The organism is Pseudoalteromonas sp. P1-7a (genome assembly GCF_001401855.1).
Classification (GTDB): Bacteria; Pseudomonadota; Gammaproteobacteria; order Enterobacterales; family Alteromonadaceae; genus Pseudoalteromonas.
Window position 1 is genome coordinate 55,602 of record NZ_LKDU01000011.1, and the last position, 12,359, is coordinate 67,960.

Sequence of the window (12,359 nt, forward strand, 5' to 3'; positions counted from 1 at the left end):
ACAATAATATGTCTTAATGTTGGCTGTATATTGAGCTCAACTACCCAAATATGTGTAAGTAATACTAAATCTTTCGTGCCCTAACTCTTTACTAATTATCATTCGTGCCTTGTAATCTAGCTCCCGCTCTTTGCCTATTAAATACATACGTCGTGGCCCACCATTAGCGGGGCATTGCCAACCAGTTAGTTCTAGATAACGATGACGGGCATAGTGATGGCGTAAGCCATGATTTTTGCTAAGGCCTACCTTATTAGTTTCGCGCTCATAGCGGCGCATTTGATCCACGTAGCGGTCTGTCGCGCGAATTAATGATGAGCGTGTAAAAGAGCGAACTTCATCAAGCAGAGAGCGCTGTGACTCTTTCTGGATAGGCAAGGAGCGGGGTTTACCACCTTTAGTCCATGAGCCTTTTAAGCGGATATAATTGCCTTGATCTGCATAGCTGACATTGAACTTTATCGCCTCTTCTCGGCGTAGCCCGAATTCTTGTTGTAATCGCAGTGAAAACTTTACGTATGGGCAATTAATTTGTGCGTGCTTCTGCATATCAAGCTCCTTGGATTTCCCCAAAGGACTATTGCGTACCTTATCAATACCGTATTCATCATTAGTACGAGCGACTACATTACGTTTACCTACTTTATCTGCCCACCATCTAATGGCCGACATTCGATTTTTGATAGTCTTGTTTGCCAGCTTTTGATCTTGCCAATGCTTTACTAAAGCATTTACGTGTTTAGGTTTTAACCCTTTCGCATCTTTTAACTTAAAGCCAAAACCATGAAGCTGTTTAGCAACGAGATTAAAAATGCTCTTTCTATTTTGACGTGTAGCATGGCTACGTTCTTTGTTATTAATGTTTAACTGATTTAGTGAATATCCCAACTGGCTCATATCAACTCCTCAAAATTTAAGTGGAAGATAGAAAACCAAAACCGAAGATCAGGGGGCGTAAGCCAATAAAGGTAAGTTTTAAAGCCACTTAGTTAGTGCATAACTAAAAAAGTTGTCATAAGACACATGGGCTGGCTGATCAAAAGCAAACAAGCAAAGCGGCTCTGAGTCTGTTGATTCAAGGCGCAGACTATAGTGGTTTTGGTAATTATTAATCTGGCTCTGTTGAGCCTGACAGCTACGGATGTAGCTCCTCTTGACGTGTCGAGGGCAGTTGGAAAACGCCCTTTTTCTTGTTTGCTCAAATTGAGCTAGTTCATATTTAAACTAGCATATTGATCTTAGATTGCAAGTAGCTATTTCTTCAAGTGGATGCCGTTCCCTCTTCTGGCCTTTCGATTTTGCGGTTGGATACTAGGTCTCAAGGCATCATGAGCAGTGGCCTTGAGATAGGCGACTCTGTGAGTCGTCCCTACCTCTTCGAGTAGGTACGACTTTAATTATTGATTAAATTACTAGTAGCTATAAAATGAGACTTATAAATCAAATCTTAAGGACAAAACGATATTGAAAGGATGGCAAAAAATTAATGGCTCTGACACGGTAATTATTTTCATTCACGGACTATTTTCGTCCCCTGAATACTGTTGGAAAAATAAAGCTACAAATACTTTCTGGCCTAATTTAATAACGCAAGATAGTCGTTTTAAAAACCCTTCTGTTTTTTTATCACAATTTTATACATCACCAACTTCGAATGACTATGGTGTCCAAGAGTGTGCTGAAGAAGTTAAAGGTCAGCTGACTAGGGTTGATGTACTTGGTAACCGAGCTCCAATTACCTTCGAAAAAATAGTTTTCGTTACGCATAGTACTGGTGGGATTGTTGCTAGATACATCTTAGAACAAGAATGCGAACTTTTCAGGGACAAGCGAGTAGCTTTATTTTTAGGCGCTTCTCCATCTTATGGTTCAAAGATTCCTTTCCTTGCTAGAGCTTTATCAAAGCTGACAAATCACCAACTCTCGTCTGAACTAACTTGGGGAAGTGAAATTTTGAAAGATCTAGATGGGCGCTTCCGCAAATTCTTAGATAGTAAAAAAGTCAATATTTGCGGAGTTGAAGCTGTAGAAAACAAAGCTCCATTTAGAATACCTTTTATATCAAGTCGTGTGGTCAATAAAGAATCTGCTGTGAGATATTTTCACAGTAAAACAATTCCTGATAGCGATCACTCTTCTATTGTCAAGCCTGATGGCAAAGAGCATCAATCTCACGAATTACTACTTGATCTACTCGTTAAAAATGAATTTCTATCTAAGTGTAATGACGTAGGCCTTGAAAATAGCCCAGTCTTGTTTGATCGCTATGAGCTTAAACATGAGCCTTATTATTTTGAAAGAGCAGAAGATCATAAACTAACATTGATGCTATCTCATTATAGTTTGTGGGTTTGCGGCGAGTCTGGAACAGGTAAAACATCTTCAATCCTTAGGGAACTTTTCAGACGAAATGTTAATTTCAAATATATTTCACTAGCGTCCTGTTTAGAATGTAGTTTCCATGAAATTTTCGATACTATTTTGGAACAAATGGCTCCAGAATTAATAGATTGCATTCCTACTTCTAATATAAACAGTTCAATTAGTAAAATTTCTGAAGTGATTGATAATGCGGTAGCGAACGGAAGCTATTTCTTATTTATTGAAGAAATTCCAATCAAAAATATACCTATGTTTAATCAATTCGCAGAATACTTGTTCTCTCTGATTACTAAGATAAATGGAGGGTCAAATGTTAGGGTTATTCTTTCATCCATTTTTCAGCCAAATAGCGAATTTCGTCTTGAACAAGAAAAAGTATCAGAAAGACTAAAGATTTTAGAATGGCCTCGCTGGGAAAATAAAGATATAAGCCAGCTAATTGATCTAATTAGATCCAATTTACCCTCTGATAGCACGCTGGAATTATGCATGAGCGAATTAAATGGTAACCCGAGGAAAGTTAAAGAGAAGTTTAGAGAAATGCTGATGGAGATTGGAAATGATTAATGATTACGACAATAAGAAACTAGGTCCATTTACCATTATTCCCTCTAGCTTGTACGTGGAAAGAAGTGCAGATAATCAAATAAAGCGCCTATTGAATGATATGGGAAGGCCTGGTTACATCCTTGTGGCTAGGCAAATGGGAAAAACAAATTTATTGTTAAACGCAAAAAGGGAACTAGAAACAGATAGTGATATTTTTGCGTATATAGATCTCTCAAATCGATTTGAAACAGACAGAGAATGCTTTCGAAATATTATTGATAAAATTATCGATAGTAACTTCGATAAGCTGGAAGATATCGAATCTAAAATAGAAAGAAATAGAGGAGAGTTAAAGCTACCGGCTCACAGAGAGCACGTAAGAGAGTTGCGCTTAATTTTGTCTAAGATAGAAGGTAAGTTAATCATTAACTTAGATGAAATTGACTCACTTACAGCCGCCGACTACTCGGATAAAATCTTCGCTCAAATACGAAGCGTCTTTTTTGAACGAGTAAACTTTGTTGAACTTGAGAGACTGAATTACATTCTTTCTGGAGTTGCTGAACCGAGCGATATTATTAAGGATAAATCTATATCGCCATTCAATATAGGACAGAAGATTCTTTTAGGGGACTTTACCAGACATGAGTTTGATAACTTCTTAGTCAAAGCGTCTTTAAACGATAAGCTCAGCGAGAATGTGAAAGATAGAGTCTATTATTGGACAGGGGGAAACCCTAGGCTAACTTGGGAAGTACTATCTGAGGTTGAGAACATTGTTTTAAATGATGTAGAACCCCAAGCACAGGATATTGATAAAATAGTTCAAGAGCTCTATCTCAATAATTATGACCGCCCTCCAATTGACCATATTCGCTCTTTAATGGTCTCAAGCCCAGAGCTCAGGGAAGGTGTTTTATCAATATATTACAATAAATTAGAGCAGCTCTCTGATTCTGTAAAAAGTAAGCTATACCTCGCTGGAATTTTGAGCTCTGACTATGAAAAAGGTTCTCTTTGTATAAAAAACAAAATTATCGAACGCTCATTGAGTTTGGACTGGCTGGTTGAGGTTAACAAAAGTAAGAAGGTCTCACTTAGTAAAGCTGATGAACAGTTTGAAAACAAAGATTACGAACAAGCCAAAGAGCTATACAAAAAGCTTCTTAAAGAAGATGGAGTTCATGGTGACAAACTTATTAACATCTATTACAAGCTTGGCGCTTGCTATTTCTTATTAGGTGAGTATCGGCAGACGATTGATACTTACGAAAAAAATATGCTTGAAGGGGATGTTTGGCCAGTCTTATATATTGAACAGAACTATATGCTGGCATATAGCTATTTCAAAGAAAGCCTATATGACGATGCTCAAAAATGTATCAACGAGTTAGCGACGCTAAAAACTGGAAAGTTTGAGAAGCCGATCAAACTTCTAGAGTATAAAATCCAATTTCAAAGTGGCCACATAGAAAGATCGGATGTGGTGCATAAGTTGGAAAATTTTATACATGAAAACGATGAGGGCACACCAAATGAGGTAATTTCATCAAGCTACTTTACTTTGGGTAAGTTGAGGTCTGAAAGCAGTCCTGACGAAGCATATGAGTATTTCATTTCCTGCACAAAGTACACAGAGAATAGCAAGCAAAGAATAAAACCATTAATTCATGCTCTCAATACAAACAAGTCTCGGTTTGAAGAAATAGGACTGGAAATTATATCACTTTTTAAAGAAAGTGATGTTCTCCTAGATGAGCAGGAGCCCCAAGACTTAGATGTAAATGACAGTGACATTTTGTTGCTTATAGATATTGCAGAAAAGATGGATAGGAGAGCCTACATCGCGGATATTCTAGATACATTGTCTCAATATTGTGTCAAAGAAAAATCAGGTTTCGGCGATTTTATGTTGAACTTATCTGTTGCGGTACTTCAACAAGGAAAAATAGAGCTTTCTAAATACATGCTTGGCTACACTGCGAATTTAAAGCGGAATTATACAACAGCAGATACCGCGTTTTTAGCCAACAAGTTTCTCGCTCTAAGTTATCGCCTACAGGGTAATACGCCTAACCAGCAAGCAGAGGATGCTTTCTTTAAAGGAGCTCAAAACTACATAAAAACTGTTGATCCGAATGATATTTATTTATTTGAAAGAAAAGTATTTGATCTGATTAAAGAAGGTGAGAATAAAAAGGCGCGCTATTATTGTGATTTAATTATCAGTATAGAAGGTATAAACGCGAACATATCTAAAGCCAGGCTGCTAAATATCTTGCTTCTTAAAATGCGAAGTCATGTAGACAAGCAAGATAAAAAAGATGAAGCTGAGAGGTTATTACAAATTCTTAATGATATTGACCAAGATGAGCTAGTATTGAAAGATTTAACGAAAGCTGACATTAAGAGGATTCGTAAGGAAGTTAATGCAACAATAGTAAAAAATACCTTGATTAAACAAGTTGTCAATTCAAGAAAATACCGTAGGAATGAAGTTGTTGACGTTAAGCACTTAGACTCTGGGGAAATTGAGAAGCAAGTTAAGTACAAAAAAGTAATGGAAAAGCACAGAAAACAGCTCTGTGAAATTATAAATACTGACGAGTAACACCAAAGCTCTTTTATGTGGTAGTTGAGGCTGCCACAATTATCTCACACTGATACTCTCTAAAGCCCTGTAAGCCTTTCTCAGCTAGTGCTGTAAACCTAACCTAACTATGTATATACTACAAAGTAGCACAGAGGTAGCACAGGGTAATTTCTGTTAGTAGGTATTTACTTGGAAAGCATTGAAAAATGGTGGCCCCTCCCAGACTCGAACTGGGGACCTAACGATTATGAGTCGTGTGCTCTAACCAACTGAGCTAAGGGGCCAACTTTGTATAACTACGCGGTAGTTAATTTTTGAAGCGTTTAGCCACTGAGCGACTAAAGCGGGTTGCAGTATAAAAAGTTTTTTAAGGCTTGTCACTAGCAAAAACCTTTATTTTAACAATCAGTAAGCCGACTGCTTAAATAGTAATCTTTTTGCGTGCGAATAGGCAGGAAATAGTGGGAAAATAAATGCAGAAGTATGCAAGCCGCTTTTTTACAATTTTAATAATTATAAAAAAGTGGCCGGCTCACATTGAACACACCACACATTATTTTTTAGCGATAATGTAAATAGCGTGAATTAAACCAGGGAAGTAACCCAGTAAAGTTAGTAAAATATTTAGCCAAAAGTGCATACCTAAACCAACTTGTAAAAATACACCCAGTGGCGGTAATAAAATCGACAATATTATACGAATGATATCCATAATGTAGCTCCTTTAAAAATGACAAGCAAAAAGCCCAGCTAAGCTGGGCTTTTTAGTATAGTGCATTATTCAGCAACGATAGTTAGTTCATCTACTACGTCACGAACGTCTTCAGCATTTTTAGCAATTTTTACTGCTAGCTGCTTTTCAGCTTCAGATTCAACTGAACCTTTAAGCTTTACTATACCGTTGTCGGTATCAACGTCGATATCTGTACCGTCAACCTCTGAGTCAAATAAGAAACGTGTTGTAATTACTGTGGTGATTTTAGCGTCAGTTAAGTCGTTATCGTCATCATCCATAGTGTTACGGTCTTTGTCGTCCATATCCATGTTTTTCACAACAGTTAGGTTGTTTTCTACATCAGATACGCCATCTAGGCTAATTACAAGCTCTTCAGCTAGCTCTTTATCAAGGTCGCTGTTTACTTTACCTGTAAGTACTACCTTGCCATTTTTTACATCAGTGTTAATGTCAAAGTTGTTTAGATTAGTGTTCATAAGAAGCACTGTTTCTGCCTTACCATCAATCCAAGCATCTTTACTTTCATTTTCCCACGTGCCCGCTTGAGCACCCATAGCTGTAGTACCTAAAACTAAAGCCGCAATCATAGATTTGTTAAATGTTTTCATAATCTTTCTCCTTTTGATTAAAGACACTTTTATATATGCGAGCTTTAGGCCAACTTTATTTATTAATTAAATTCATGCACTTAGACGTTTCATGAGCTATAAATAGAAATACAGCTGAGTAAACATTTACAGGCTATTAGGTAAAACTTTCTTAAGTGGTAAAAATAACGATTATATTGCTGTTTTGGTTAATTTATCGTTAATATAGTAAAACAACGGAACTCGAATAAAGAATAAGTGATTGATATACAATAACTTTAATATTGGTATATGGCTTGCTAATAAAACGATAATGCAAATATAAAAGGATTAATCCCATGTCTGTAAAAATTGAAGACCGCCCAATAGAGCAAGTTCGTGAGCAAGTGATAGATCAACTTATTTATAATTACAGCCATGGTGAGATATCTGCTGAAGCCTTCGAAAGGCGCCTAGACAGCGCTATGGATACAACCGACAACACGGCTCTACTTGGCTTAGTTGAGGATTTAACTCTACATGCCGATACACAGTATACTGCTCAAAAACAAACTCAGTTCGCGCCTAACTACAGTACACAACAAGGCGAAAATGAAAGCCTAACGTTAAAAAGCATTTTGGGCTCAAGCGAACGTAGCGGCCAATGGGTTGTGCCTAAAGATATTTATATCCAAAATTATATGGGGTCAATTGTGCTCGACTTTACCGATGCCATATTCACTCACCAACACGTCACTATTCACGTCAGCTGTTATTTTGGAAGTGAAGAAATATACGTACCAGAGCACGTTAATGTGGTTTCAAAAATGTTTTGTATAATGGGCAGCTTTGAAAATAAAACGGTCTCGCTGAATAAGCGCCAAGGCCCCACAATTCAGATTGAAGGAAGGACTGTATTAGGCTCTGTAGAGGTTAAAGTAAAGCGTACTATAAAAGAAAAGTTTATAAGCTTTGCTAATGACTTAAAAGCGCAGCTTGGCGTGAACAATAAATAGTGCACATAAAGTGTAGGGGATAGAAAAGCCCTATTGAGCGCTTTTCTGTCCTCTTTTTAATACTCTTTTTATAAGTCGTTATTTCGCTCGCTTGGAATGTCACTCATATACTGCACAAACTCAACCTCAAACCCTGCTGGGTCTAAGTAGTATACGTTTTTTCTAAATGGGTTTTCCGCCCCCATTTTATCAGCGCTAAATCCGGCGTTTTTTAAGCGTTGTATAACAGCGTCTAAGTTATTTGTAACGTAGGCAAAATGCGCTAGCCCGACTTGATGCCCTGTCAAATCTCTGTTTTTATGCTCGCCGTTGTCGCTTATAGCCATGTAGTGATTATCGTCACCAAAATGTACCCAGCGCTTAGGTTTGCCATACCACGTGTTGTTACCTTCACTTCTAATTGACCAATACGGAAACGCTGCTCGGTAAAATGTAAGCATTGCGTCTATATCGTTTACTACTAAATGTACGTGTTCTAATTTCATTATTATTTACCTTAGTTAATTGCTTAAAAATAAGATAAAACCTCAAGCTAACTTTAGGTAAAGCACTTTTTTATTTTTTTACCCGTCCCCCGACTAAGATATTTACTAACATAATGAACTATTGTGATGTTTGAATTAATTTTCTTTGGCCAAATATTTACAATGAAAACAAGGCAAATTCACGTATCAAGAGCAGGCCTATTGCAAGTAAAATCAGCACTGTTAGCACTAAAAATAGCAGCTGGAGATAGGTTTATTACCCAAAGCTCAAGTTATTTATAAAATTTTAAATGAATAAATATATAGGTGTTTCAAGGTAGTACAAAAAACACACAAAAGTATTTGGGGTTTATTGTTTACTTTATGGCAAAAGTCGCTAAAATACGCCGGCTTAAATATATAAACGTTCTTTTACAACCCAAAGGTAATACCATGCATCCAATGTTAAACATTGCGGTTCGCGCTGCGCGCAACGCAGGCAAAATTTTACTTCGCGCAAGTGAAGATTTATCAAAAGTTGAAATTCAACAAAAAGGCACTAACGATTTAGTGACCAACATTGATAAAGAAGCCGAAGCCGTAATTCGTGATACAATTTTAAAATCTTACCCAGACCACTGCATTGTTGGTGAGGAGCTAGGTGAGCACAAAGGCAAAGATGCAGATTACCAATGGATTGTTGACCCACTTGATGGCACAACTAACTTCATCAAGGGTATCCCTCATTTCGCGGTTTCTATCGCACTAAAAGTAAAAGGTCGTTTAGACCAAGCTGTAATTTACGATCCAATTCGTGGCGAACTTTTCACTGCATCTCGTGGCCAAGGCGCACAACTAAACAGCAAACGTTTACGGGTGACTAAAACCGTAGAGTTAGCTGGTTCAATTTTAGCAACAGGCTTTCCGTTTAAACAAAAGCATCACTTAGATGCATACTCAGATGCATTTAAAGCTTTATTTGTACACACTGCAGACATTCGCCGTGCAGGCTCTGCTGCCCTTGATATGGCATATGTAGCCGCGGGCCGTGTTGATGGCTTTTTTGAAATTGGTTTAAAACCTTGGGATACAGCAGCTGGCGAGTTACTTGTAAAAGAAGCTGGCGGCATGGTTGTTGATTTTGCAGGTGGTATTAACTACAACCATAGCGGCAACATTATTTGTGGAGCCCCTAAGCTTACTCAAGCAATTATCCGCGAAATTCGCCCTGTATTATCTGAGTCGTTACTTCGCTAATAAAGTGCGGTTAACTGTATAATAAAAGGAGCCTGAGGCTCCTTTTTTGTTTTAAAAGTAAGGGTTATCAAGCTTTAATTCTGTGACGTATCCTTTAGTAAAAGGGAGTGAGTTTATATCTTTTGCAAAATACTCATCAAACAACGCATCAAACTCACCACTGTTTTGCATTTTTTTTAGCCCCCGCTCTATAGCCTGCGCTAAAGCAGGTTTACTACTAACAACAAAGTAATAAATACCCGTGGGGTAACTAATAAATAAATTAGGCACAATAACTAAGTTACTTTGTGCATTAGCAACCAATTCAGAATTAACTTCGATAAATGATCGTGGAAAGTAATCGATTCGTCCCCGGCTGGTAAGCGTAAACATAGCTTGATAGTTACTCAGCGGCCTTACAGGTAAGCCGTTATAGGCCATTATTTTTGTATCTGGCCAATCATGCCCTTGCACTGCAGAAAGCTCCATTAACTGCGCTAAAGTAGTAATACCTTTAAATTTTCCAACATTTTTTTTACTGGTTAGCAAAACGCGCTTACCTATAAACCCTTTGAATAAGGGTATTTTAACCGCTATTGCCCGCGCCTCTCGCTCGGGGCTACTCATGCTCCAATAAATATCTAACCCTGTTTTATTTAACTCAATTAAATCACGTTGTTGCTGCAAGCTCACTGGCTGCATTTTTATATCTACAGGATAATTGGCCCGCTCTAGCGCGCGTGTTAATAGTTCACTTAGGTATTCTTCGCGTGCATTTTGCACACTTTGCTTTTGAGCAACATTAACAACTTCAACCCCATGCGTAAAAAAGCTAATTGCAAATAAAGCAAACCCACCAACGACAATTTTTAATGGCAACATAATAATTACCTATTTTTATACTACCTGTTTATTTTCTGGTGCTAGGCGCACTAGGGCTGGCGCAGGTTTTCTGCGCTTGCATATAAACAAATAACTATGGCGATACCGCTTAGCCTCTTTTTTAGCATCTGTTGCCAACGCTGCAACTTGATGGCTGTTTTTACATTCCTGTAAGTCGGGCTCCACAAGGCCAATTGATAACGTTAGTAAAGGTACAAATTGCTTTTCTCCCTCACGATTTGTAGCCCAGTAACCTTTGCTCTTAATGTGCTCAGGCGTAAAAAAAGTGCGTGATTGCAGTTCAAATTGCTCAATTACGGTATTACAAATATGCACAGCATCTGATTGAGCAAACACCACCATAAAGTCATCACCACCTATATGTCCTACAAAGTTAGCACTGTTTTCGCAGGCTTGCACAATTACATCTGCCAATAACTTGATCACACTATCTCCACTGGCATAGCCGTATAAATCATTAAATTGCTTAAAATGATTAAGATCTATATAAGCCAGCGAAAACGCACTTTGAGAGCGTAGCCGTTGCTCTATTGCCTCATTAATCGCCACATTTCCAGGGAGCATGGTTAACGGATTAGCATGCTGGGCATGACGAATTTTTTCTTCTGTTATGTGTTTTAAAATATCACGTAAGGGGGCAAGCCCAAGGTAACGTCTATCACGCGTGATCACAATGTGGCGACGAATATCAAAGTCTTGCTCTGTAATTTGCTGGCTCACAGCGTCGAGAAGCTGATTTTCATCCACCACTAAAGGCTGTTTATCCATAAAATCGGTGACGGGGCACTTGTCGTAAAGAGCATGGCCATAAGGCGCGGCAAACACTTCTGTAAGCTGATCTTTATGGAGTAATCCAACAGGCTGGCCAGTTTTATTTAACACCGCTAGGCTCATCACAGACTTGTCTTTTTCAAATAGCGTATGGGCATCTTTGCAACGGGTTTCGCTGCCTATTGCTTCTTGTGTAATAGCAAGCCAACCAATCGCCATTGATTGATCAAATGTATTATTTGACTGCTTAAAGTTTAATGAGTGTAATTGCGCTGAGCTGTAATCAAGGCTGGGGGTTGTGTTTGGTTTTTCCAGTAAAAACCCTTGTACATTTGCTATTCCTAAGCTTTTAACATAGGCAAGCTCTTCCACTCTTTCTATGCCTTCGGCTATGACCGCGGTGTTTGTTGCTTTTGCTAGTACCGTAATCGATTTCAAAAATTCTTTTTTAACTTCGCTTTCATCACAATGATCAATAAAGTAACGATCTATTTTTACAAAGTCGGGGCAGAGTTCAGACCATTGCTTTAACCCCGAGTAACCAGCACCTAAGTCATCAATGGCAATGGTAAAACCCAGCTCCCGGTAATGTGCAATTGTTTTTAATAATAAAAAGCCATCGTCGACCTTTTCTTGCTCTGTTACCTCAATTACTACGCGGTTTGCTGCTAAGCCAAATTGCTCTGTTAAGTGAAGAGTTTCACCCTTTGGGTGGCAAGGGTCGAGCAACGTTTTAGGACTTACATTTAAAAATAACTTACCGCTTAAGTTAAGCTTTACAAAATTTTCAATTGCTTTTGAGCGACACAATAGCTCAAGTTCTGAAATTAAAGCGTGCTCGCTGGCTGCTGAAAATAATCGGTTAGGCATTTCTAAAGGGCTGTTTTTGGGCCCACGGCTTAGCGCTTCGTAACCTATAATTGCTTGATTAGCTATATCAAAAATAGGCTGAAATAACGTGGTTATTTCACCATTAATTAAAATATAGTCTAGTACTTTGCGCTGCATTGCCACTGCAAAACCTGATTGTTGTTTAATTGGGGCATTAAAGTAGCAAGCCTGTATGACAATTTTATTGCATGTGTATTAAGTACCACGCAATAAAAAACCGCTCAATTGAGCGGTTTTTTTTAAGCGTTGACT

Annotated in this window: 10 protein-coding genes and 1 tRNA gene; 4 read left to right on the forward strand and 7 right to left on the reverse strand. The window is 38.1% G+C overall.

Annotated features, from left to right (window positions below; translation table 11 throughout):
* Positions 1 to 36: 36 nt before the first annotated feature.
* Positions 37 to 897, reverse strand: coding sequence for a phage integrase N-terminal domain-containing protein (locus AN389_RS09150; protein ID WP_055019679.1), 861 nt, complete (start codon positions 895 to 897; stop codon positions 37 to 39).
* A gap of 567 nt (positions 898 to 1,464) precedes the next feature.
* Between AN389_RS09150 and AN389_RS09155 the strand changes: the two genes are divergently transcribed.
* Both AN389_RS09155 and AN389_RS09160 read left to right on the forward strand, forming a co-directional pair.
* The gene (locus AN389_RS09155) at positions 1,465 to 2,949 is read left to right on the forward strand and encodes an ATP-binding protein (RefSeq protein ID WP_055019680.1); all 1,485 of its coding nucleotides are present in this window, start codon (positions 1,465 to 1,467) and stop codon (positions 2,947 to 2,949) included.
* Positions 2,942 to 5,542: a tol-pal system YbgF family protein gene (locus AN389_RS09160; protein WP_055019681.1), complete on the forward strand. Its 2,601-nt coding sequence runs from the start codon at positions 2,942 to 2,944 to the stop codon at positions 5,540 to 5,542. The genes AN389_RS09155 and AN389_RS09160 overlap by 8 nt, the downstream gene beginning before the upstream one ends.
* Positions 5,543 to 5,731: 189 nt before the next feature.
* Here the strand turns inward: AN389_RS09160 and AN389_RS09165 are convergent.
* From AN389_RS09165 to AN389_RS09170, 3 genes are all read right to left on the reverse strand, one after another.
* Positions 5,732 to 5,808 (reverse strand) — tRNA-Ile (locus AN389_RS09165).
* A gap of 269 nt (positions 5,809 to 6,077) precedes the next feature.
* Positions 6,078 to 6,236, reverse strand: coding sequence for a YqaE/Pmp3 family membrane protein (locus AN389_RS20165; protein ID WP_004587604.1), 159 nt, complete (start codon positions 6,234 to 6,236; stop codon positions 6,078 to 6,080).
* Between the two features lie 65 nt (positions 6,237 to 6,301).
* Positions 6,302 to 6,868, reverse strand: coding sequence for a BON domain-containing protein (locus tag AN389_RS09170; protein WP_055014709.1), 567 nt, complete (start codon positions 6,866 to 6,868; stop codon positions 6,302 to 6,304).
* Positions 6,869 to 7,185: 317 nt separating this feature from the next.
* On the opposite strand from AN389_RS09170, the gene AN389_RS09175 reads away from it, so the two are divergent.
* Positions 7,186 to 7,842: a LiaF domain-containing protein gene (locus AN389_RS09175; protein WP_055014708.1), complete on the forward strand. Its 657-nt coding sequence runs from the start codon at positions 7,186 to 7,188 to the stop codon at positions 7,840 to 7,842.
* A 68-nt stretch (positions 7,843 to 7,910) separates the two neighbouring features.
* Here the strand turns inward: AN389_RS09175 and AN389_RS09180 are convergent, their stop codons facing one another.
* Positions 7,911 to 8,327 carry a VOC family protein gene (locus tag AN389_RS09180; protein ID WP_055014707.1) on the reverse strand — a complete coding sequence of 139 codons (417 nt, stop codon included), beginning with the start codon at positions 8,325 to 8,327 and terminating at the stop codon, positions 7,911 to 7,913.
* Between the two features lie 432 nt (positions 8,328 to 8,759).
* On the opposite strand from AN389_RS09180, the gene suhB reads away from it, so the two are divergent.
* Complete coding sequence (suhB, locus tag AN389_RS09185) at positions 8,760 to 9,563, forward strand: inositol-1-monophosphatase (RefSeq protein WP_055014760.1); 804 nt, start codon at positions 8,760 to 8,762, stop codon at positions 9,561 to 9,563.
* 51 nt (positions 9,564 to 9,614) lie between these two features.
* On the opposite strand, the gene AN389_RS09190 is transcribed toward suhB, so the two are convergent.
* Positions 9,615 to 10,424: an ABC transporter substrate-binding protein gene (locus tag AN389_RS09190; RefSeq protein WP_055019682.1), complete on the reverse strand. Its 810-nt coding sequence runs from the start codon at positions 10,422 to 10,424 to the stop codon at positions 9,615 to 9,617.
* Between the two features lie 15 nt (positions 10,425 to 10,439).
* Complete coding sequence (locus AN389_RS09195) at positions 10,440 to 12,224, reverse strand: bifunctional diguanylate cyclase/phosphodiesterase (RefSeq protein WP_055014705.1); 1,785 nt, start codon at positions 12,222 to 12,224, stop codon at positions 10,440 to 10,442.
* Between the last annotated feature and the right edge of the window lie 135 nt (positions 12,225 to 12,359).

Excerpts from the sequence above, each read along its gene's own strand:
- AN389_RS09180 (WP_055014707.1), bottom strand. The coding sequence starts at position 8,327 with ATGAAATTAGAACACGTACATTTAGTAGTAAACGATATAGACGCAATG.
- AN389_RS09170 (WP_055014709.1), bottom strand. The coding sequence starts at position 6,868 with ATGAAAACATTTAACAAATCTATGATTGCGGCTTTAGTTTTAGGTACT.
- AN389_RS20165 (WP_004587604.1), bottom strand. The coding sequence starts at position 6,236 with ATGGATATCATTCGTATAATATTGTCGATTTTATTACCGCCACTGGGT.
- suhB (WP_055014760.1), top strand. The coding sequence starts at position 8,760 with ATGCATCCAATGTTAAACATTGCGGTTCGCGCTGCGCGCAACGCAGGC.
- AN389_RS09160 (WP_055019681.1), top strand. The coding sequence starts at position 2,942 with ATGATTAATGATTACGACAATAAGAAACTAGGTCCATTTACCATTATT.
- AN389_RS09175 (WP_055014708.1), top strand. The coding sequence starts at position 7,186 with ATGTCTGTAAAAATTGAAGACCGCCCAATAGAGCAAGTTCGTGAGCAA.
- AN389_RS09195 (WP_055014705.1), bottom strand. The coding sequence starts at position 12,224 with ATGCAGCGCAAAGTACTAGACTATATTTTAATTAATGGTGAAATAACC.
- AN389_RS09190 (WP_055019682.1), bottom strand. The coding sequence starts at position 10,424 with ATGTTGCCATTAAAAATTGTCGTTGGTGGGTTTGCTTTATTTGCAATT.
- AN389_RS09150 (WP_055019679.1), bottom strand. The coding sequence starts at position 897 with ATGAGCCAGTTGGGATATTCACTAAATCAGTTAAACATTAATAACAAA.